Annotated in this window: 16 protein-coding genes; 7 read left to right on the top strand and 9 right to left on the bottom strand. The window is 67.7% G+C overall.

Going from position 1 to position 20810, the window contains the following annotated elements; translation table 11 throughout:
- Positions 1 to 239: 239 nt before the first annotated feature.
- Positions 240 to 614 carry a response regulator gene (locus tag BMZ47_RS00445; RefSeq protein ID WP_007569439.1) on the bottom strand — a complete coding sequence of 125 codons (375 nt, stop codon included), beginning with the start codon at positions 612 to 614 and terminating at the stop codon, positions 240 to 242.
- 182 nt (positions 615 to 796) lie between these two features.
- Between BMZ47_RS00445 and BMZ47_RS00440 the strand changes: the two genes are divergently transcribed.
- The gene (locus tag BMZ47_RS00440) at positions 797 to 1774 is read left to right on the top strand and encodes an HWE histidine kinase domain-containing protein (RefSeq protein ID WP_007569441.1); all 978 of its coding nucleotides are present in this window, start codon (positions 797 to 799) and stop codon (positions 1772 to 1774) included.
- Between the two features lie 244 nt (positions 1775 to 2018).
- A complete protein-coding gene (locus BMZ47_RS00435; protein ID WP_091857497.1) occupies positions 2019 to 5852 on the top strand; it encodes a PAS domain S-box protein in 3834 nt (1277 codons plus the stop codon).
- 261 nt (positions 5853 to 6113) lie between these two features.
- On the opposite strand, the gene BMZ47_RS00430 is transcribed toward BMZ47_RS00435, so the two are convergent.
- Positions 6114 to 7583: a PAS domain S-box protein gene (locus BMZ47_RS00430; RefSeq protein WP_007569445.1), complete on the bottom strand. Its 1470-nt coding sequence runs from the start codon at positions 7581 to 7583 to the stop codon at positions 6114 to 6116.
- A gap of 334 nt (positions 7584 to 7917) precedes the next feature.
- Between BMZ47_RS00430 and BMZ47_RS00425 the strand changes: the two genes are divergently transcribed.
- Positions 7918 to 10581, top strand: coding sequence for an MHYT domain-containing protein (locus BMZ47_RS00425; protein ID WP_091857495.1), 2664 nt, complete (start codon positions 7918 to 7920; stop codon positions 10579 to 10581).
- A 322-nt stretch (positions 10582 to 10903) separates the two neighbouring features.
- Here BMZ47_RS00425 and BMZ47_RS00420 read toward each other — a convergent pair whose 3' ends face one another.
- The 4 genes from BMZ47_RS00420 to BMZ47_RS00405 all read right to left on the bottom strand — a co-directional run bounded on the left by BMZ47_RS00420 (position 10904) and on the right by BMZ47_RS00405 (position 14369).
- A complete protein-coding gene (locus BMZ47_RS00420) occupies positions 10904 to 11536 on the bottom strand; it encodes a tyrosine-type recombinase/integrase (protein WP_091857493.1) in 633 nt (210 codons plus the stop codon).
- A 230-nt stretch (positions 11537 to 11766) separates the two neighbouring features.
- Positions 11767 to 13425: an FAD-dependent monooxygenase gene (locus BMZ47_RS00415; protein ID WP_244536699.1), complete on the bottom strand. Its 1659-nt coding sequence runs from the start codon at positions 13423 to 13425 to the stop codon at positions 11767 to 11769.
- Between the two features lie 60 nt (positions 13426 to 13485).
- Positions 13486 to 13854 carry an antibiotic biosynthesis monooxygenase family protein gene (locus tag BMZ47_RS00410; protein WP_091857489.1) on the bottom strand — a complete coding sequence of 123 codons (369 nt, stop codon included), beginning with the start codon at positions 13852 to 13854 and terminating at the stop codon, positions 13486 to 13488.
- A complete protein-coding gene (locus tag BMZ47_RS00405; protein ID WP_091857487.1) occupies positions 13851 to 14369 on the bottom strand; it encodes a MarR family winged helix-turn-helix transcriptional regulator in 519 nt (172 codons plus the stop codon). The genes BMZ47_RS00410 and BMZ47_RS00405 overlap by 4 nt, the downstream gene beginning before the upstream one ends.
- A 226-nt stretch (positions 14370 to 14595) precedes the next feature.
- On the opposite strand from BMZ47_RS00405, the gene BMZ47_RS00400 reads away from it, so the two are divergent.
- From BMZ47_RS00400 to BMZ47_RS00385, 4 genes are all read left to right on the top strand, one after another.
- Positions 14596 to 15327, top strand: coding sequence for a response regulator (locus BMZ47_RS00400; protein WP_091857485.1), 732 nt, complete (start codon positions 14596 to 14598; stop codon positions 15325 to 15327).
- Positions 15324 to 16700 carry a sensor histidine kinase gene (locus BMZ47_RS00395; protein WP_244536698.1) on the top strand — a complete coding sequence of 459 codons (1377 nt, stop codon included), beginning with the start codon at positions 15324 to 15326 and terminating at the stop codon, positions 16698 to 16700. Before BMZ47_RS00400 ends, BMZ47_RS00395 begins: the two co-directional genes overlap by 4 nt.
- 157 nt (positions 16701 to 16857) lie before the next feature.
- Positions 16858 to 17121 (top strand): GCG_CRPN prefix-to-repeats domain-containing protein, encoded by a 264-nt coding sequence (locus BMZ47_RS00390; protein ID WP_091857479.1) that lies wholly within the window; start codon positions 16858 to 16860, stop codon positions 17119 to 17121.
- 164 nt (positions 17122 to 17285) lie between these two features.
- Entirely contained in the window at positions 17286 to 17948 is a 663-nt protein-coding gene (locus tag BMZ47_RS00385) for a thioredoxin domain-containing protein (protein ID WP_091857477.1), read from the top strand.
- A 391-nt stretch (positions 17949 to 18339) separates the two neighbouring features.
- Here BMZ47_RS00385 and BMZ47_RS00380 read toward each other — a convergent pair whose 3' ends face one another.
- The 3 genes from BMZ47_RS00380 to BMZ47_RS00370 all read right to left on the bottom strand — a co-directional run bounded on the left by BMZ47_RS00380 (position 18340) and on the right by BMZ47_RS00370 (position 20774).
- Complete coding sequence (locus tag BMZ47_RS00380) at positions 18340 to 19245, bottom strand: NAD(P)/FAD-dependent oxidoreductase (protein WP_091857474.1); 906 nt, start codon at positions 19243 to 19245, stop codon at positions 18340 to 18342.
- Entirely contained in the window at positions 19235 to 19699 is a 465-nt protein-coding gene (locus tag BMZ47_RS00375) for an Rrf2 family transcriptional regulator (protein ID WP_091857472.1), read from the bottom strand. Before BMZ47_RS00375 ends, BMZ47_RS00380 begins: the two co-directional genes overlap by 11 nt.
- A gap of 220 nt (positions 19700 to 19919) precedes the next feature.
- Positions 19920 to 20774: a helix-turn-helix transcriptional regulator gene (locus tag BMZ47_RS00370; RefSeq protein ID WP_091857469.1), complete on the bottom strand. Its 855-nt coding sequence runs from the start codon at positions 20772 to 20774 to the stop codon at positions 19920 to 19922.
- Positions 20775 to 20810: the final 36 nt, after the last annotated feature.

Below are 20810 nucleotides of genomic sequence, written 5' to 3'. Positions count from 1 at the left end.
CGGATGAAGGCTTGGCCATTCAAGACTTTCACGCAGGCTATCAGGAACGCCAGGATTTGGAGGAATGCCCCCGGTCCACCTTCTGCCGGCTTTCATCGTGCCGCGCATACCCTGCTCCTGACCCAGCTTGCGCGCAGGCTATGTAAGGTAGCTTTTATAGGCGGACGCATCGCTTGGGCCGTGAAACAAAGCGTGGAGAAGACGTGGGCCCTAATCTCACGAGTGATCCTTCTCGTCCGTCAATCCGCGTTGTGGATGGCCGAGACGACCTGCGCTTGGCTGTAGGGTTTCGGCACGAACTGACCGTGGTCGGGCACCTCCCGGTCGGAGAACCGGTGCCGCCCGGATGTCAGCACCAGCCGAATGTCGGGCCATGCATGGTAGACACGCTCAGAGAGGGTCACGCCGCACATCGACCCCGGCATGTCGACATCGGTGAACAGCACGCCGATATCCGACCGGTCATGCAGGATGAACCACGCCTCGTCCGCGTGGCGCGCCTCGATCACGGCAAATCCCGCATCCTCGAGCAATTCGACGGCATTCATCCGCACGAGATCATCGTCCTCCACGACGAGGATGATGGAAGCTTCCGGGGCGCGTTTCAGCGACATGGCCGGTCAACAAGCGATGTCGGCATCGGTTGCAAGCCGCTACGACGATTGCACATCTGTCGCGTCGGTCTTCGTCCGTGACGGCACGAAGGGCGAGGAATGGAGCAATTCCGCCGCCGACGGGTTTCCAGTCCCGGCGGTTAAACCCTTAACCTCCTGCCCCCTCGCCGAACAGAACGCGCATGGTTGACGACCCTGTCCTCACGGGTGACGAGTGGACCCTCGCCAGCTTCACCGGCGCGATCCACAGGGGCGGCGTCGGCCTGTGGGCCTGGTCCCCGGAACGGCGTTTGGCGCAGCTCGATGGCCTGTGCCGGACGTTCTGGGGGACATCCCAGTCGGTGGTGGACATCGACACGCTCTTCGCCAAGGTCAACGACACGGATCGCGATCGGATGACGCTCGACTGGGCGGCGAGCGCGAACGATCCGCAGCCCTACAGCTTTGACTTTCGCATCGGCGAGGGGATCGAGGCCCGCTGGATCTCCGCGCGGGGTGCCGGCGGGGAAGCCGGCCGTGTCGGCGAATGGGTCCAGGCCATCTTTCTCGATATCACCGACCGGAAGCGCGCGGAGGAGGCTGAACACCTGCTCACCGCCGAACTCGCCCATCGCGTCTCGAACATGTTCACCGTCGCCCGCGCGCTCACCGCCCTCGTCGCCCGTGAGGCAAAGTCGACCCCGCAATTCGCCGAGGACCTGTCCCGGCGGTTCGGTGTCCTGCATGAGGCGACGACCCTGGCAACTCGGTCGCACACGCTTGACCAGGGTAACGTCAGGCTACGCGATCTCGCCGAGCGCGTCCTGGCCCCTTACCGGGACGGCACCAACATCACGGTTGACGTTGAGGACGCCGCTGCGGCGACCCCTGACAGAATCAACGACTACGCGATGATCTTTCACGAACTTGCGACAAACTCCGCGAAATACGGGGCGCTTTCGGGCTCGGGTACGCTCACGCTGACCGGTCGCATCGACGGCGAGGCGTTGAGGCTCATCTGGCAGGAAAAAGCCGTATCGGCAGCGGCGACGAAATCGGATGGCACCGGCTTCGGGTCACGCCTCCTGAAGCAGACGATCGAGCGCAGCCTGAGGGGCAACTTCCGGCGCACCATCGACGACCGGGGACTGCGCTTCGAGATGGTCGTCCCGGGCCAATAGAGCTGACAGGGCCGCTGTGGCGGCATTTCAAGGATCGTGGGTTGATCGTAAACCCGGGATCTTCGTGAAGATTGATCGATCCGCATCGCCGTGCGAAGGCACCCCATGTCCGCTACGCCCCCTCGCAGCATCGCCTTGACCACGACCCAGGAGGGCTTTGTCCGGGCTGAGGGCGCCGCTTTCGAGCCCGGATCAGCGACGGTGTGGCCCGGGATCATGCGTCGTTCGGCCTGACGCCGTGTCCATGATCGCCGATACCGTCCGCGACCCGGACCGGCTCGCCGCACTCGCGGCCTACGACATCCTCGATACCCAGCCCGAGGTCGGTTTCGACGACATCGTGCAACTGGCCACCCAACTGTGCCAGACTCCCGTCGCGCTCGTCAGCCTCGTGGCGGCCGACCGGCAGTGGTTCAAGTCCCGCGTCGGGTTCCCGTTGTGTGAGACGGAGATCGACAGCTCTGTATGCGCCTACACCCTCAATGAGCCCGACCTTCTCGTCATCCCGGACCTCACCGGCGACCCGCGCACCGAGGCGAACCCGCTCGTCACCGGCGTGCCCTTCATCCGCTTCTATGCGGGTGCACCGCTGCGCACGACTGAGGGGCAGGTCATCGGGAGCCTGTGCGTCATCGATACCGAGCCGCGCGCGGACGGCCTGACGGAGGCCCAGGCCAGTAACCTGAAGGCGCTGGCGCGGCAGGTTATGAGCCAACTCGACCTCCGGCGTTCGTTGGCCGCACGCGATGCGCTGATGGCTGAGCAGGCAGCGATCTACCACGCCCGCGAAGTCCTGCACCGCACCCACGCGGCCATCTCGGACGCTGGGGGCGACCTCGACAGGATCCTGGATATCCTCGTCGATGGCGCCATGCAGGCCGCGCCCGAAGCCGACGGCGGGGTCGTCGAGCTGGCCGACGGAAAGGACCTGGAATACCGCGCCGTTGCCGGCACCCTGAAAGCCTTCCGGGGACGGCGCGTCCCGGTGGAAGGCAGCTTGTCCGGGGCATGCTTCAAATCCCGCAAACCGTTGCTGGTGCCCGACATCCGGGTCGACATGCGCGTCAACCAGCTTCTTGCCGAGCGGATGCGGATGCACTCATGCGTCGCCGTCCCGGTCTTTCGGGGACACACCAGCATTGGCGTCCTCAGGCTTCAATCGAGCCGGCCGGATGCGTTCACGGACCGCCACTTGCAGGTCGTTCGACTGTTTGCCGATGCCGCTTCGGCAAGCCTGGTCGAAGCGCGGGAGGTTGCTGCTCAGCGCTCCTTCCAGGCGACCGAGAGCCGCTACCGGGCGATCTTCGAGAGCGCCGTCGATTACGCCATCATCGTGATGGACCTCGATGGGACCGTAACGAACTGGAGTGAGGGGGCGGCCCGCATCCTGGGCTGGACGCCCGAGGAGATCAGGGGACATTCCGGCGACGCAATCTTCACGATGGAAGACTGCGCCGCCGGCATACCGGTGCAGGAGATGCGGCGAGCCCTCACCGAGGGGCGTGCGGTCGACGAACGCTGGCATCTCCGCAAGACCGGTGAGCTGTTCTGGGCCAGCGGCGAGATGTCGGCCCTCCGGGACCAGGCCGGCTCCGCCACCGGCTTCGTCAAGATCCTCCGCGACCGAACCGACGAGCACCTCGCGGGAAAGGCGCTCGCGGACGCCGAGGCGCGCCTGCGCCAGGCCCAGACGGCCGGCGGAGTTGGCCTCTTCACCATCGACTTGGCCGACAACGTCCTCAAGCCGACCCCGGAGTTCTGCCGCCTCTACGGATTGCCCGAACGGACGGAGTACCCGTCGACGGCGTTCGAGAGACTGATCATCCCTGATGACGCGCATCTCGTCTCGACGGCGGAGACGCGCAAGCAGGGCGCGCCGCCCCGGGATGTCGAGTACCGCATCCGCCGCCCCGACACCGGCGAGATCCGATGGATCGCCCGCAAGGGGGAGATCGAGCGCGATTCCTCCAGGCGTCCCGTTCGGTTCGCGGGCATAGCGCGCGATGTCACCGAGCAGCGGATCGCACGCGACGCGCTCGCCCTCAGTGAGGGGCGTTACCGCACGCTGTTCGACAGCATGAACGAGGGCTTCTGCATCATCCGCTTCGTGGACGGACCGCATGGACCATTCGGCGACTACGTTCATGTCGAGGCCAATTTCGCCTTCGAGCATCACCTCGGCATCCCGCACGTGGCCGGCCAGACGCTGCGCGACATCGCCCCTGATTTCGAGACTGAGCACTGGCTCCAGCGCTACGGCGATGTCCTCCGCACCGGCCAGCCTGTCCGATTCGACCGTATGTTCGGTCCGACCGGCCGGCACCTGGAGGTGTCCGCGCATCGGATCGAACCGGCCAGCCGGCGCGAAGTCGCGGTTCTGTTCACCGACATCACCGCCCGCAAGAAGGCGGAGGCGGAACTGCGCGCCAGCGAGGCCCTGGCCCGCGAGAACGTGCAGCGCGTCCAGCTCGCACTCGCGGCCGGTGCGATCATCGGCACTTGGTTCTGGGATCTGCCGAAGGACCGCTTCACGGTGGACGAGGCCTTTGCCCGCGCCTTCGGCCTCGATCCGGCGCACGGTCGGGAGGGCATTCCCCTCGCCAAGATCGTCGAGACCGTCCACCCCGACGACCAAGCGGGACTGGCCCGGGCCATCAACGATGCCGTCAACCGCGGCGGCGCCTACGCCCACCAGTATCGCGTGCGCCGCGCCGATGGGCGGTACTACTGGTTGGAGGCGAACGGCCGGGTCGAGCATGCCCCGGACGGCACACCCCTGAGCTTTCCCGGCGTCCTCATCGACGTGGATGGGCGGCGCGCGGTCGAGGCCGAGCGCGACCGCGTCGCCGCCGAGCTTCGCGCCCTCAACGAGAGCCTGGAGCAGCACGTCGCCGAGCGGACGGCGGAGCTCATGCAGGCCGAGGAGCAGCTCCGCCAAGCGCAGAAGATGGAGGCGGTGGGCCAGCTCACAGGGGGGCTGGCCCACGATTTCAACAACCTGCTCGCCGGCATCTCCGGCTCACTCGAGCTCATGCAGACGCGCATGGGCCAGGGACGTTTCGGCGATCTCGACCGCTACATGACCGTGGCCCAGGGCGCGACCAAGCGGGCGGCGGCCCTGACGCACCGCTTGCTCGCCTTCTCCCGTCGCCAGACCCTCGACCCGAAGCCCACCGACGTGAACCGCCTGGTCGCCGGCATGGAGGAGCTCATCCGGCGCACCATCGGCCCGCAGGTCGCGCTGGAGGTGGTCGGTACGACAGGATTGTGGCCGACGCTGATCGACCCGGGCCAGCTCGAGAATGCACTTCTCAACCTGTGCATCAACGCCCGGGATGCGATGGCGGAGGGGGGGCGCATCACCATCGAGACAGCCAACAAGTGGCTGGATCGACCGGCCGCCATCAAACATGAGATCCCGGAGGGGCAGTACCTTTCGCTCTGCGTGACGGACACCGGCATCGGCATGCCGCCTGAGGTGATCGCCCGGGTCTTCGAACCGTTCTTCACCACCAAACCCATCGGCGAGGGGACCGGGCTTGGCCTATCGATGATCTATGGCTTCGCTCGACAATCGGGCGGTCAGGTGCGGATCTATTCCGAGGTCGGTCAGGGCACGACCGTGTGCCTGTACCTGCCGCGCCATTACGGGGAGACCGACGAGGACGACGTCGTCGGGCGACTGTCCGAGGTGGCGCGTGCCGCACAGGGCGAGACCGTGCTCATCGTCGACGACGAGCCGTCCGTCCGCATGCTGGTGACCGAGGTGCTGGAGGATCTCGGCTACACCGCCATCGAGGCGGCCGACAGCGTCGCGGGGCTGAAAGTCCTGCAATCCGACGTGCGCATCGACCTGCTCGTCACCGACGTTGGCCTACCCGGCGGCATGAACGGCCGGCAGATGGCGGATGCGGGCCGGGAACGGCGTCCCACCCTCAAGGTCCTGTTCATCACGGGCTACGCGGAGAATGCGTTCCTCGGAAACGGGCATCTGGAGCCCGGGATGCAGATGCTGACCAAGCCGTTCGCGATGGAAGCGCTCGCCTCCCGGATCAAGGACCTCATCCACGCTCGATAAGCGCGGCGGGGAGGATCCCGTTGAACCGCCACTCACTGACCGTGGAGACGTCTCGGCGGTGGGGTGTGGGCGCCGATGACGCGGCCCGTGGAGCATTCCCGGCCTTGAAGCTCGTCAGGGAACGGCGCCTCTCACCCGTTGCGTTCACCGAGGGCGATAGGCCTGGTTCGACGTGCGGCGTACCCCTGGCCGAGCGCGCCCGCCCAGTCCGGCGCGGCTCCCGGCGGTTCGGGACTTCCAGCGGCGGCCGCCATGGGGCCTTCAGTCTCGGGTGATCTCCGGAAGTGGAGCCTCGGCCGTGAACACGACGCCGCGCGGCCGATAATCGATCTCGGCCGTCCCTCCGATCTCCTGGGCCAGGGCCCGCTCGATCATCCGCGAGCCGAAGCCGGTTCGCGTCGGCCGCGAGACCCGAGGTCCGCCCACCTCCTGCCACTGGAACCAGAGCCGGTCGGGGCTAGACCCGTCCACGACATCCCAGCTCACGATCACCCGGCCATCGTCCACCGAGAGGGAACCGTACTTGACGGAGTTCGTCGCGAGTTCGTGGATCGCGAGGGCGAACGCCAGTGCGATGCGCGGCGCGAGGCGCAGGATCGGACCGCCGATCTTGAAGCGCTGATCCTGCTCGACGCCGAACGGGTGCAGCGCTGCGATGACCACCTCCGTCAGGGTCGCCCAATCGCCGCTACCCCGGGCCAGCATCTCCGTCGCGGCGGACAGCGATTGCAGGCGCGATTCCATCGCGACCTGCGCCTCCTCCAAGGAGGCTGCCCCCCGCAGCGTCTGCCGGGCGATGGACTGCACGGTCGCGAGGGTGTTCTGGATGCGATGGTTCAGTTCGCCCGCCAGGAGGTCCCGGTGTTCTTCGGCCCTCTTGCGGTCGGTGATGTCCAGGCTGATCCCGGCAATGCTCAGCGGCGTGCCATCCGCGCGGTACGATGCCCGGCCGCGAAACTGCAGCCAGCGGATCTCGCCCCGCGGTGTGATGATACGGATCTCGATGTCGTAATCCGAGTGCCCCGCAATCGCCGCATCCCGTGCCGCCAGCTTCCTATGTCGGTCGTCTGGGTGGATGGCCGCAATCATCTCTTCGTAGCTGAGGGGGGCGTGCGGCGAGCGGCCGAGGTTCTCCCTGAGCCCGTCCGACGAGATCAGGCGCATGACACCGAGGTCGAGCGTCCACGCCCCGAGGCGCCCGGCCTTCAGCGTGAAGCGCAGGCGCTCCTCGCTCTGGATGAGCTCGAGGGAACGGCGCGCGGACTCCGCTTCCAGGGCATCCCGGTCCCTCTGAAGGATGACGAGGCGTTCCTTCTCAAGGGTCACATCGTACTGCGAGGCGAAGAAGTAGGTCAGTTCACCGTCGGATGCGAAGACGGGCGAGACGAGAAGCCGGTTCCAGAAGACGGTTCCATCCTTGCGCCGGTTCTTCAGGTCGATCTCGATGGTGACGCGTCGCTCGATGGCATCCCGGACCCGCGCGACATCCTTGAGGCTCGTCTCAGGCCCCTGGAGAAAGCGACAGTTCCGGCCGATAATCTCCTCGCGAGCGTAGCCGGTCAGTCTCACGAAGGCGTCGTTGACGTACACGATGGGGTTGTCGGGCAACCGCGGATCGGTGATCACCATCGGCATCCGCGTCGCCCGTACGGCGGCGGCGAAGGGATCGGAGCCCACGACGGTGCTGGTGATCTCGGCGTCGATCCGCGCGCCGTCTGAGAAGCCGTTCAAGCTTGAGAGATCCCGTTAATCGCTCTCGTTCTAGAGAACGACTCCGCCTATACCAGGGGCGCGGATGTCACACCGCTCATCGACGGCCTATGCCTGGGAACAGGGTCTTTACAGTTAGCCGTCCTCACTAAATCCGATCCGTTATCGGCCGCCCAAACCGGGCTGCTTGCGGGATCGACCGTCATGCATGAGCGTGTGGTCACACGTCCGTGATGGCGGACGGGGCGCGCTGCTACGTCTGTCGCAGGCCCAAAGCCTTCCTACCAAGACTCACCTCTGCCAAGCCTGCTTCCTGCAGTGGTCCGACACGACCAGCGGCTTCTCCGGATTGCTTATGGTCCACACCGGCTACGACCCCTCCCTCGTTGCCCTCTCCATCGCCATCGCGGTGTTCGCCTCCTATACGGCACTCGACCTAGGCGGGCGCGTCAGAGGTGCGGCCGCGGGGGTGCGCTGGGCCTGGGTGGCGCTCGCGGCGGTGGCGATGGGCGGCGGCATCTGGGCGATGCACTTCGTCGGCATGCTCGCCTTCGAGATGGGCATGCCTGCCGCCTACGATCTCGGGATCACGGTCGCGTCGCTGCTCATCGCCGTCGCCGCCACCGGCGCCGCGTTCGCCTGGGTCAGTCGCAAGGGTGCGGACACGCGGGATGTCCTCGTCAGCGGCCCGCTGATGGGCCTCGGCGTCGCGGGGATGCACTATACCGGCATGGCCGCGATGCGGGTGGCGGGCAACCTCGCCTACAGCCTGCCCATCGTCGCCATCTCTGTCGCCATCGCGGTGACCGCCGCGACCGCCGCGCTCTGGTTGACCTTCCGGCAGAACAGCGTCTGGCAGAAGCTCGCTGCAGCCGCGGTCATGGGGCTCGCCGTCGCCGGGATGCACTACACCGGCATGGCGGCGGCGACCTTCACCGCCGAGGAGGCCGGCGCACACGCCGCCCATGCCACCGGCGTCGGCGTGAGCCAGCAGTACCTCGCGCTTTCCGTGGCCGGGGCGACGTTCCTGATCCTGTTCATCGCCATGCTGGCGTCCGCATTCGAACAGCAGCGGGTACAGCGGAATCTTCATATCAGCGAGGGGCGTTTCAGGGCCGCCGCCGAGGCGGTCGGCGACATCATCTGGACCACCGACGCCCGCGGGGCGATGGTCGGACCGCAGCCGTACTGGCAGGCCTTTACCGGGCAATCCGAGGCCGAGTGCCAGGGAACCGGTTGGGCGGAGGCCGTGCATCCCGACGATGTCGGGCCTACGAAGGCCGCGTGGCGGGACGCCGTGGCGGCGAACCGGGGCTACGAACTCCAGCATCGCGTGCGCAACCGCAGCGGCGGCTACCGGCTGTTCGCCGTGAAGGGCCGGCCGGTCCGCAATCCCGACGGGACGATCCGGGAATGGGTCGGCATCCATGCCGACATCACCGAGCGCGAGGCGTTCGAGATCGCCCTGAAAGAGGCCCGCGACGCAGCCGAGGAGCACAGCCGGGCCAAGAGCCGCTTCCTGGCCAACATGAGTCACGAGCTGCGCACGCCGCTATCCGCGGTGATCGGCTACTCGGAGATGCTGGAGGAGGAGGCCGAGGAACTCGGCCAGGAGAGCCTCCTGAAGGATCTCGGCAAGATCAAGTCGAACGCGCAGCACCTGCTCGGTCTGATCAACGACGTGCTCGACCTGTCCAAGGTCGAGGCCGAGAAGATGGAGCTCGACCTTGAGGACATCGACGTCGCCGCCTTTACCCGGGACGCCGCCGGCACGGTCGAAGCGTTGGTCCGAAAGAAGGGCAACGTCCTCGTGCTCGACATTGCCGACGATGCAGGTCGCGCCCGAACGGACGCGGTGAAGTTACGCCAGTGCCTGTTCAACCTGCTCTCGAACGCGGCGAAGTTCACCGAGGGCGGCACCATCACCCTGCGGGCCCGTCGCGACACGGATGGCGCCGGTGATTGGCTTCGGTTCACGGTCGAGGATACCGGGATCGGGATGAGCACCGAACAGGTCGGACGTTTGTTCGAGCGCTTCACCCAAGCCGACGAGACGACCACGCGCCGGTTCGGCGGAACTGGCCTCGGCCTGGCGCTCAGCCGCGCCTTCGCCCAGCTCCTCGGCGGCGACATCACGGTCGTGAGCCGCGCGGGTCAGGGCACGTGCTTCACCTTGCGGGTGCCGGCGATGCCATCGGACCAAGCTGTGCAGATGCCGGCAGTTGCGGGTTCGGAAGGCGCGGCCCTCACAGGCGACCTCGTGCTGGTGATCGACGACGAGGCGTCCCAGCGCGAGGTGATGACCCGGTTTCTGGAACGCCAGCGCTTCGCCGTGCGCACCGCGGGCGACGGCCGCACCGGCCTGGAGTTGGCAAAGTCGCTGAAACCGCGGGCGATCCTGCTGGACGTGATGATGCCCGAGATGGACGGATGGTCGGTCCTGGCGGCCCTCAAGGCTGACCAGGAGACCGCCGCTATCCCGGTGGTCATGGTCAGCTTCGTCGCCGATGCGGCGCTCGGCGCCTCGCTCGGCGCGGTCGAGGCCGTGCCGAAGCCCGTGGACTGGACGCGCCTCCGCACGATCCTGGACCAGTTCCGGGCCGCCGACGGCGACGTGCTCGTGATCGACGACGATGCCGACATGCGCCAACGCCTTCGGACCGTGCTGGAGCGCAACGGCTGGACTGTCCGCGAGGCCGGCGACGGCCAAGAGGCGCTCGACCAAGTCGGGCACGGCGTGCCGCGCCTCGTCCTGCTCGACCTGACCATGCCCGTGATGGACGGATTCTTGTTCCTCGACAGGCTCCGGATTCTGCCCGGCTGCGCCGAGGTTCCGGTGGTGGTGCTGAGCGCTCGGAACATCACGGCAGCGGAGCGCGACCGCCTGTCCGAGGCAGACCGCATTCTGCGCAAGGGCGACGCCAGCCTGCAGGACATCGCTTCGGAGCTGCGTAAGCTCGACAATCGCCAGGCGCATACCGAAGAGACAGCATCCGTCGAGGCGTCCTCCCAAGATTGAGGGCCCCGCACGTATGTCGGAGGTACTAAGGCAGCGTGGGACGGGCAGGCTGCCAGCTACTTCCTTCAAGTGATTGAGTGAACAATGGGTGCGCGGAGACATCGGCCACGCCTATGAGGCTGACCTTGCCAGCAACCGTGACAAAACACTGGAGGCGAAGTGGTTTTGTAACCGACACCCTATGCAAATAGCTACGGCCGAAGACGTCACGCGAATGTCTGCAATGGAGCAACATTCAGAGCGCTTGGAACGGCCGCCATGGGCGCATTCCTGCCAGGCTGGTTCTGAAGCCCCTCGACACTGACGTCGAGGGGCCGACCGCTCAAATCTCAGTTCCCTCTGCCAGGGTCAGGGCATCCTCGACGTCCACACCGAGGTACCTGACCGTGCTTTCGATCTTGGTGTGACCGAGCAAGATCTGGACGGCACGCAGGTTGCCGGTCCGCTTGTAAATCAACGACGCCTTCGTGCGACGCAACGAATGGGTTCCGTAGTCCTCGCTGCGTAGCCCGATGCCCGTGACCCACTCATCGACTAGCCCCGCATACTGCCGGGTGCTGATGTGCGTGACGCCGTCGAGCCGGCTCGGGAAGGCATAGTCCTCAAGCGCTCCACCCCTGACCTCCAGCCATGCGAAGATGCTGGTACGAGCGGGCTCAAGCAAATCGAACTGCACTGGTCGACCGGTCTTGCGCTGGATGACGATGGCGCGGCTACGGACGCGACCGCCGCTGACGAGGTCGCCGATCCTAAGCTTGACGATGTCGCAGCCGCGCAGCTTGCTGTCGATGGCGAGGTCGAACATTGCCCGGTCGCGTGTGCGCCGTTCGCGGTCGAGCCAGAACCGGATGGCCCATACCTGCTGAGGTTTGAGGGCTCGTTTGGCGCCGAGCTTGCGGCCCGCGTTCCAGGCCGGCCGCCCTTTCGTGGCCGGATCGTGTGCTGAGTGTCCCATCGTCTGTCTCCTCGCCGGCTCATGCCGACGAGGAGAGGAGACAACCGAACGAAGGCTCTGGAGACGCGGGCATATGCGGACATTCCGCATGCGACCCATACAGGCCGTGCAGTCAGCCCTCGGTGCTTCCCGAAAGCGGCCGTTCATCGGCCGCGCGATAGTTTTGGCGCAGGATCGATAACCGATACTGCGGCGTTCCGGGTCCGGTCGCTCCTAGCGGATAGGGAATCTCAAGCGGAGAAAACCGCATCGGTACCGAACACCCGCTGACAGTACGCGGCCAGACGGTCGTGTCGGTCGGCCGACGCGCGGAAGGCGACGTGCCCGTCGGGGCGCACTAGTACAAGGGCCGGCTTCCCCTCTAGGTCGTAGGCCCCGTGCGCCTTGCCGTCCAGATCCGACAGGGCGGGCACATCCTTCACGTCGAGGTATGGACCAGCCAGAACGAGGCGTGGGCGCACGTTGCTCCAGGGCGCGACAGCCTCGATGGCCGCGCGCAGCGAGTCGCCCGCGTCCGATGAACGGCCGTCGAAGCACAGCAACGCCCAGCCTGTCGTTCGCCCGTCCGGATTGTAGAGGAAAGGGAACAGCGAGGTCGTCGTGCCTGCATGCGTCACCTCCGCCTCGGGGGCCCGTTCGCCCGGCCTCGGCCCACGCTGAAGAGGGTGCGCCAGTCCCGAGAGGTGGTCCTCGTTCAGCGGGCTTTTCGGGTAGCTTACGCTCATCTGCTGAAGGTCGTCCGTGCCCTGGAGCAGGGATCCGATGCTCGGCATCGCCTTGGCGGCCAGCCCGAGCGCGGCGTCCGTCACCGACCCGCGATACACGGTGCGGCGGAAGCCCTTCGCCTGCTGCGCGCTAAGGCGGGCGTGTTCGCCCCCGCGCTCGTCATCGTAGGAGGTTAACACGACCGGCGCGGCCTCGCCCCGCAGGGTCATGGCCAGCCGCCAGGCGATCTCGACCCCATCGTGCAGGCCGGCATTCATTCCCTGCCCGCCGATGGGAAGCGACAGGTGCCCGGCATCGCCGGCGAGGAACACCCGTCCGCGGGTGTAGCCCGGCGAGACGCCGTACTGGAAGCGGCTGTGCGTGAGCCATTGCGGGTCGGACAGGGTCAGCGTCTCGTCGCCCGTGACCTCGCGTGCCACGGCCTGGATCTCGTCGAGGGTCGGGTCCCGGTCGGGCACGCCCGCATCGTCGGCCAGGAAGAAGAGGCGATGGTAGCCGCCCCAGACCGGCAACACGCCGCAGAAGCCGCGCTCGTAGTAAAAAAACCAGAGCTGGTCGGGGTCCATCGAGCGCCGCCAGGACAGCTTGGCGTCGACCTGGCGGTTCATCCGTCCCTCGAACCGCTCGGGCTCGAAGTTCAGGTCCACCTGCGGGCGCACCGTGCTCTTGGCGCCGTCGGCGGCCACGAGGTAGCGGCAGCGCAGACGGTGCTCCGGGCCGTCGTCTCCGAGTCTGAGCGAAACGGTCACGCCGTCATTGTCCTGGACGATGCCAACGATCTTGCGACCCCGGGCCAGTCGTCCGCCCCGCGCCTCGAACGTCTCGACCAGGGTCTGCTCGATCACGTCCTGTCCGCTGTAGAGGACCTGCGGGAAGGGGCTGGCCACATCGTCGATCTGGATGGGCGTCGTCGGCGTCCCGTTCATGAAGAAGTTGACGAGACGGATGGCGTAGGCCCGCTCGGCGAGGGCGTCGCGAAGGCCGATGCAAGCCAGAAGTTCCTGTGGGCGTGCCCAGAGGTTGTTGGCGCGTGAGTAGGCCTGCACCTCCGTGCGCTCCTCCAGCATCAGGCAGTCGATGCCGTGATGGCGCAGGGCGCAGCCCGTGGTCAGGCCAACGGGTCCCGCACCGACAACGATGACGTCGGCGTCGTACGCTGCCACGGCGGGGGTGTCGGATGATGTCGGCATCGGTGTCGCCTTGCAGTTTCGGGGAGCTCGGGGTCAGGCGACGCAGATGCCGGGTACCGCCAGGGGGCGGAACAGGTGTGGGCTGACGGTGGCGGTGTCGGGATATGCGGCTAGGCTCGCCTTGAACTCCGGGTTGGAGAAGGCCGCCCGGAAGTGGGCCACGGACTCCCACACGGCGTGGTTCAGGAAGGCGCCGCTGCCCGCGATGCCACGATGGAGCTGGGTCGAGATGAAGCCGGGCTGGCGCTTCATCACGGCGGCGTCCGCGGCCCATGCGGCCAGCAGGCGGTCCGCATCCTCGGAAGGGGCGGTAAAGACGTTGAACAGGACGACGGGGCCGCCCTCGTCCCCGAGCTGGTCTGCGAGCGCGACGGTGGGATCCATCTCGACGAAGGTCATCATGGCTGGGCTCCTTCCAGGGTAGGTTCGGCGGGTGCGCCGGTCTCGGCCTCGGCGAGGCGGGTCTGAAGCGTGCGCAGCAGTGTGCCGGCCGCCTCTATGGCGTCGGGGGGCAGGCCCGAGACGAGCCCGTCCGCCCAGTGTTCCTGCCGCTCGCTCGCACGGCGGTAGGCGTCCTCGCCGCGCTCGGTCATTACCACGAGCATGGCGCGGCGGTGGTGAGGGTTGGGCTCGTACCGGACCAGCCCCTCAGTCCGCATGTCGTCGGCGACGCGCTGCACCGCCTGGCGGGTCAGGCCCATGTTTCGTGCGACGTGCGCCACCGGCAGCGGCACCGGGGACAGGGCGATGGCTCCGAGCACCTGCCAGCGGGCGCTGGTCAGCCCAAGGTCGCCGACCAGGACGTCGCCCGCAGCGAGCAGGTCGCCGTTCAAACGGAAGACTTGGATGATGAGGTCGTTGAGGGCGCGCCTCGGATGGGCGGGGTCCGGCGGCCGGGGCGAGGACGTCTTGCTCATGAGCAGAACATATCAGACGCCAGCACATAGTCAATACGACAATAGGCTGTCATTATGGTCGTGGTTGGATATCCCTGGAGGTCCGGCGTAGGGCGATGGCATTGCTTGCCGAGGAAGCTCCACGGGGTTTCGCTGGAGATCCGACCGGTCGGGCGGCCAATGTAACGTTTTGTGACAATGGCCATTTCCACGTTGTCGAGCCGGCCGTCCCTCGTATGTTCGGGGCATGAGAGAAGGCCCGACCATCGTCGTCGTCGAGGATGACGCAGACATCCGCATCCAACTCGCGCGCTACCTGGAGGGCGAGGGCCTTCGAGTGGTCGGTCTCGACGGTGGCGCAGGCCTCGACCGCCACCTTGCGGTCGGGCCCGCTCCGGATCTGATCGTGCTCGACTGGATGCTGCCGGGCGAGGACGGGCTCTCCATCTGCCGGAGACTGCGGGAAGCGGGCGGACCGCCCGTCGTCATGCTCACCGCCAAGGACGAGGACATCGACCGGGTGCTCGGCCTAGAGATGGGCGCCGACGACTACGTCTCGAAGCCGTTCAACCCGCGGGTGCTCCTCGCCCGCATCCGCGCCGTCCTGCGGCGAGCCCATGGGAATGGCGCCAGCGCGTACGCCACCGATCCCGAGACCCTTGCCGTGGCGGACCTCGTCGTCGACCTCGCCGCTCGTCGCGTGACGACCGGCGAACCCGCGGCCGAGATCGCCCTGACCAGCGCAGAGTACGACCTGCTGCATTGCTTCATCACCCGGCCGCAGCGGGTCCTGTCGCGCGCCCAACTCCTCGACTGGACCCGGGGGCGCACGGCGGAGGCCTTCGACCGGACCATTGACGTGCAGGTCAGCCGGCTGCGCCACAGGCTCGACGCCTCCGGCAGCGCCGCGGCCGCCCTGCTCAAGACGGTGCGCAACGCGGGCTACATCCTCGCCGCACCGGTGGCGCGGGCGCCATGATGGCCCGGGTCGGCCTGCTCGGGCGGATCATGCTGATCCTGCTCGGGGCGCTCTCGACGCTCGTGCTCGCCACCGTCGCGCTTGATACCTGGCAGCGGCGGCAGGAGCCCTCTCCCTACGCCACGCGCTTCCCGCGTGTCGACCAGGCGGCGAACATCGTCACCCTGCTGAGGGATGCCGACCCGGCCCTGAGACCGGCCATCCTCAAGGCCGTCAGCGGCGAGTCCCTCAGGGTGGAGATCGTCGACGCGACCCCGGACGACGCCGGGCTGATCCGGGAGCCGCGCCTCGAACGGCGCCTGCGCCGGATGACCGGCGATCCGGACGGGCCGCTTCAGGCCTACACCGACACCGCCATGCTGCACCGGGGCGTCGATCCCGGGGACGTCAACGACAGGGACAGGAACCAGCCGATAGGCCGCCTCGCGACGGCGACCTATCGGCTGCCGGACGGCCGGACCCTTGTCATCTCGGCCGTCGAGAAGCATCGCTCGATCATGCCATGGCTGCTGGGGCAGCCACTGAGCCTCTGGGTGGCCGTGCTTGGCGCGGTGGTCGCAGGCCTCGTCCTCGTCGGAACCCACCACGAACTTGCCCCGCTGCGGCATCTAACCGAGGCGGTGACCCGGTTCGATGGTCGAGCGCCAGAGCCGGTCGCCGCCCCGCGTGGCGCCCCGGAGATACGACGCCTCTCCCGGGCGGTCCGGGACATGCAGGATCGCATCGTCGGGCTCCTTGGCGAGCGCTCGCTGCTGATCGGCGCCATCTCGCACGATCTCAAGACCTACCTGACCCGCCTGCGCCTGCGGGCCGAGGGCGTGTCGGAGCCGGAGCGGCGGGACCGGCTGGTCGAGGACCTCGACGCGATGACCGCGCTGATCGACACCTCGCTCGGCTACGCCCGTGGCACCGCGGTCGAGGTGGGGCGGACGGCGGTGGACCTTGCCGACTTGGTCGCCATCGAGGTCGCGGAGCAGGCCGCGCATGGCATCGACGTCCATCTGACCGGCGAAGACGTGCAGGATGCGGTCACCGCGGGGGATGCACTCGCCCTGCGTCGGGTCGTCGCCAACCTGATCGGTAACGCCGTCAAGTTCGGCTCCTCGACCGTCGCCGTCTCGGTGAGCCGGACCGGTGCGTCGTGCCGGGTTACGGTGGACGACGACGGCCCGGGTATCCCGGAATCGGAGCGGACCGCGGTATTCGGCCCGTTCTACCGGATCGAACGGTCCCGCAGCCGCCAGACCGGCGGGACCGGCCTGGGGCTCGCCATCGCGCGGCAGATCGCGGAGGCCCACGGCGGTACCGTGGTGGCTGAGGCGTCCTCGCTCGGCGGCGCCCGCCTCGTCGCGATCCTGCCGGCCATTGCCTGACGACAGGGACGACGTGTGAAGCGCCCCGTTACAAAACGTTACGTCGACGCATCGGTCCGTCACATCCGGGAGGCAGGCGGGGACGATCCTGGCCCTCATCGGTCGCGAGGCCATCTCCGGCATCGCGGCTCTGATGAGAGCAGAGAAGGATTCGACGATGCTGAAGATCTTCGCCCCGGTCGCCCTCCTTGCCGGACTGGCGTTTCCCGCCGCGGCGTCACCGCTGATCCAGCCGGCCGTGTTCACCGGCTTGGACGGCGCAAAGATCATCCAGGTCTACGGCGGTTGCGGCCCCTACGCCCATCGCGGCCCCTACGGCGGGTGCAGGACTGGCGGCCAATGGGGTGGCTATGTCCGCGGCGCCTCCTGCCCGGCGGGCTTCCACATCGGGCCCTACGGACGCCGCTGCTGGCCGAACTGATCTTTCAGCCACTCTCGTTGGATGCACCGTGGCGACCTCGCCGACGATGCCAAGGATCGCGTCGGCCCCGGCTGAGGCTACCCACGGTACCGGCGACGAACCTGTTCCAAACGTTCCCATCCGGTCGATCCGATCGGGTGGGGGCGCTACCGAGGCGACATCGCATGATATCTACGGAAGTAACGGCGGCGGGACGGATCACCCGCCGCAATCTCCTTGCTGGCCCCATCCTCCTCGGTCCCGCCTGGGCGTTGGCGACATGGCCCTCCGATGCCCTCGCGGTCTCCGTCGACGACCCGTCGATGGCGGGGCCCCTCGGAGACATCTGGATCGGTGCGTCCGACGCCAAGGTATCGCTGATCGAGTACGCCGCGGTGACGTGCTCGCACTGCGCCGCGTTCCACGACAGGACCTTGCCGGCCGTCCGGAGGCGCTGGATCGACACCGGGCGGGTGCGCTTCGCCCTGCGTGGATATCCCCTGAACCCACTCGACACGGCCGCCTTCATGCTCGCCCGGGCAGATGGCGGAAGGCACTACTATGCGATCACCGACCTGTTGTTCGAGAGGCAAACCACCTGGGCCTTCGTGCCGAAGCCCCTCGATGCGATGCGTGGCCTGTTGCGCCAGGCCGGGTTCGACCGGGCGAAGTTCGACGCCCTCCTCGCCGACCAGGAACTCTACGACCACGTGAACCGCGTGCAGGCCCGCGCGACGGAGGGGCTCGGCATCCATGCCACCCCGACCTTTTTCGTGAACGACGCCCGTTACGAGGGGGCGCTCACCGGCGAGGCCTTCGATGGGATTATCGCCAAGCTACCGGTGTAGGAGCATGTCACGGATGGATTCATCGTCAGACGCCCCCCGGCGGGCTCCGTGATCCCTCCGATGGCGGCCGGCCACCGAATCCTGGAAGAGGATACGGACCACATCGACGATCCGGCCGTCAAAGGCTAGGCCCAGGCTGACCCTGTCATGGTTCCCTCGAATAAGCGGGATTCCACCGTTCAGGCGTGACCGGATCGCGACCACATATTCGGAGCTGCATCGGTGGGCTGCAGGAACGATGTCCGCTCAGAGACCTCGCGCGACTCTAAGCAGCCTGACCGCTCCCCACCCAACCTGGTCGCAGAGCAGACCGGCAGAAGCCGACCCGACACGGCCATTCAGGGTCTCTTGGTCGATGCTCCGAAGCGGACACGACATTCGTTGGGCATGATCAGGCAGCCAAGCGCGCCAGTACGAGGGACTGGTGGGCCGAGATACCCGCCGTGACACCGTCCGCTACGGCCCAACTCACGCTGTGGGGCGCCCGCGCGATGTCGCCGGCCGCATACACCCCCGCAACCGTCGTCAGCTTGGCGGCATCCGTGCGGATGACCGGACCGAACGGCCCTTCGTCGAGCGCGCAGCCGAGCCGTTCCGCCAGCGGGCTGTTCATCCGCGTCCGCGGGGCGAGATAGAGGGCGTCGACGGTTGCCATGCGCCCGTCACCGAGCCGCAAGCCCGACAGCGTACCGCCCTCGCCGACGAGGGCCGCCACGGGGGCGGGTTCAATCCCGACACCGCGGCGTGCGAGCCGGGCGCATGTCGCCTCATCGGGCATGTCGCCGCCGTTCAGGTAGAGCGTCGTCGGCCCCCACTCGGCGATCAGCAATGCCTGATGCGCGGACATGGGGGACACGGCCAACACGCCGAGCTTCCCGTCGGCGAACTCGTAGCCGTGGCAGTAGGAGCAGTGAAGGACGCTCTTGCCCCATCGCTCCGCCAAGCCCGGGATCTCGGGAAGCACGTCCGTGAGGCCGTAGGCGAGGACGAGGCGGGCCGCATCCATGGCCTCACCGCTTGCGAGGGTGACGGTGAAGTCCCGTCCTGCGCGGACATCGACGGCCTTGCCCTCCACGAGGGTTGCCTGCAGGTAGGCGGCGAGTTGGGCGCGGGCCTGCGCGAGCATCGTCCGCGGGTCGCTGCCGTCCTGGCCGAGGAAGCCGTGGGAGGCCGCCGCGAAGCGGTTGCGCGGGCTGCCCGCGTCGACCACGCAGACCGAGCGTCGCCCGCGGGCGATGTAGGTGGCCGCCGCCAAGCCGGCGAAACTGCCTCCCACGACGATCACGTCAAACGGCATGGGCTTGCTCCAGGGTCAGGGTGCCGCCGCGCGCGGCGAGGCGAGCGTGGAAGTCGGCGCTGAGCGCGGCGAGGGTGACGCTGCCAAAGCGGTCCAAGAGCACGCGCTCGGCCTCGCGGAAGCCGTCGTCGAGGGCCGCGTTCACGGCCTGCTCGACAAGGCAGCCGGGGGCTTCGGTGCGGTTGCCGATGGCGAACAGGTCGGGCGAACCGAGCGCGACATGAATGTCGCGAAGGGTGATCTCGTGCAGGTCGCGCGCGATGGTCCAGCCGCCGCCGTGCCCGCGCCCGGACCGGACGAAGCCCGCCTCGCGAAGCCCGGCCATGGTCCGGCGCACCACCGCCGGATTGGTCTGCATGGCCGCTGCGAGTGCCTCGGAGGTGAGCGGTCCCGGTTCCCCGGCCATGTGCAGCAGCACGTGCAGGATGCCGGAAAGGCGACTGTCGCGTCTCATGTAACAATTGATGCTACGTAATGCGGCAAAGGTCAACCCGCCGCCGCCTTGTCCAGGACGGTGACGGGTTCGGGGTGACGCGACCGGGAGTATAGGTCCAGCCGAAGTCGCTTCGGGAAGGCCTCATTCCGCGGAAGCGGAGGGGCCCGTCTCAGGAGGCCGACGGGACGGTCCCATCCCATGGGGCCGGCGCGTTCGAACGTCGATGTCGATCGCGCGGTTACCGCGAAGGGTCCGCGCGGGTGCCGTCGCCGGGCCGGGCATCGACCAGCCTGCGGATCTGCTCCCTGACGGACGGTGTGGTGGGGTTGTAGACGATCAGGCCGAGATCGGGACGGCCATCGACGGCGAAGGACGAATACTCAAGCTCGATGGCGCCGAGCGTCGGGTGCCGCAGCCGCTTCGTCCCCTCGCCGTGACGGTGCACCTCGTTCTCACGCCAAAGCGCGGCGAAGTCCTCGCTCGTCCGGCACAGTTCCTCGACCAGTGCGCCGACCTCGGACGCCGCGCCGGCGCGGGCGGCGTCCGCGCGGAACGCCCCGACCACGTAGCGGGCCACGCTGTCCCAGTCGTGCTGGATCGCGCGCACCTGGCTGGAGCCGAACATCCGGCGCAGGATGTTGCGCTCGCCCGGGGGAACAGTGTCCCAATCGGTCAGCACGACGGCCGCCGCCCGGTTCCACGCGACGACGTCCCAGGTGGCGGTCTTGATCAGCGCCGGGCTGGTCTCCAGCGTGTCGAGCAGCCGCTGCAGCCGGGGCGTGATCCCCTTGGCGACCGCGTAGTGGACCTCCGGCGGGCGTCCGAGGCCGAGCATGAACAGGTGCTCGCGCTCAGCATCGGTCAGCATCAGACCGGCGGCGATGCGGTTCAGCACGTCCGCGGAGGGCGCGCCGCCGCGGCCCTGCTCGAGCCACGTGTACCAGGTCGCGCTGATATTCGAGCGCTGGGCGACCTCCTCCCGCCGCAGGCCCGGCGTGCGCCTGCGGCCCGCGAACCCAAATGAGGACGGGTCGAGCTTCGCCCGCCGGTCCCGCAGGTAGGCGCCGAGGGGGTTCTCCGAGCCGGCCGGCATGGCGATCCTGTGAAAGACTATACCCCGATAAGGTCA

The sequence above is a fragment of the Methylobacterium brachiatum genome, from assembly GCF_900113845.1.
Classification (GTDB): Bacteria; Pseudomonadota; Alphaproteobacteria; order Rhizobiales; family Beijerinckiaceae; genus Methylobacterium; species Methylobacterium brachiatum.
Note: the sequence above shows the minus strand (reverse complement) of the source record. Positions and strands in the feature narration are given on the sequence as shown.

Coding starts and splice junctions, on each gene's coding strand:
- BMZ47_RS00425 (WP_091857495.1), top strand. CDS start 7,918: ATGGTCCACACCGGCTACGACCCCTCCCTCGTTGCCCTCTCCATCGCC.
- BMZ47_RS00375 (WP_091857472.1), bottom strand. CDS start 19,699: ATGAGACGCGACAGTCGCCTTTCCGGCATCCTGCACGTGCTGCTGCAC.
- BMZ47_RS00420 (WP_091857493.1), bottom strand. CDS start 11,536: ATGGGACACTCAGCACACGATCCGGCCACGAAAGGGCGGCCGGCCTGG.
- BMZ47_RS00410 (WP_091857489.1), bottom strand. CDS start 13,854: ATGATGACCTTCGTCGAGATGGATCCCACCGTCGCGCTCGCAGACCAG.
- BMZ47_RS00370 (WP_091857469.1), bottom strand. CDS start 20,774: ATGCCGGCCGGCTCGGAGAACCCCCTCGGCGCCTACCTGCGGGACCGG.
- BMZ47_RS00380 (WP_091857474.1), bottom strand. CDS start 19,245: ATGCCGTTTGACGTGATCGTCGTGGGAGGCAGTTTCGCCGGCTTGGCG.
- BMZ47_RS00385 (WP_091857477.1), top strand. CDS start 17,286: ATGATATCTACGGAAGTAACGGCGGCGGGACGGATCACCCGCCGCAAT.
- BMZ47_RS00400 (WP_091857485.1), top strand. CDS start 14,596: ATGAGAGAAGGCCCGACCATCGTCGTCGTCGAGGATGACGCAGACATC.
- BMZ47_RS00440 (WP_007569441.1), top strand. CDS start 797: ATGGTTGACGACCCTGTCCTCACGGGTGACGAGTGGACCCTCGCCAGC.
- BMZ47_RS00435 (WP_091857497.1), top strand. CDS start 2,019: ATGATCGCCGATACCGTCCGCGACCCGGACCGGCTCGCCGCACTCGCG.
- BMZ47_RS00445 (WP_007569439.1), bottom strand. CDS start 614: ATGTCGCTGAAACGCGCCCCGGAAGCTTCCATCATCCTCGTCGTGGAG.
- BMZ47_RS00405 (WP_091857487.1), bottom strand. CDS start 14,369: ATGAGCAAGACGTCCTCGCCCCGGCCGCCGGACCCCGCCCATCCGAGG.
- BMZ47_RS00390 (WP_091857479.1), top strand. CDS start 16,858: ATGCTGAAGATCTTCGCCCCGGTCGCCCTCCTTGCCGGACTGGCGTTT.
- BMZ47_RS00395 (WP_244536698.1), top strand. CDS start 15,324: ATGATGGCCCGGGTCGGCCTGCTCGGGCGGATCATGCTGATCCTGCTC.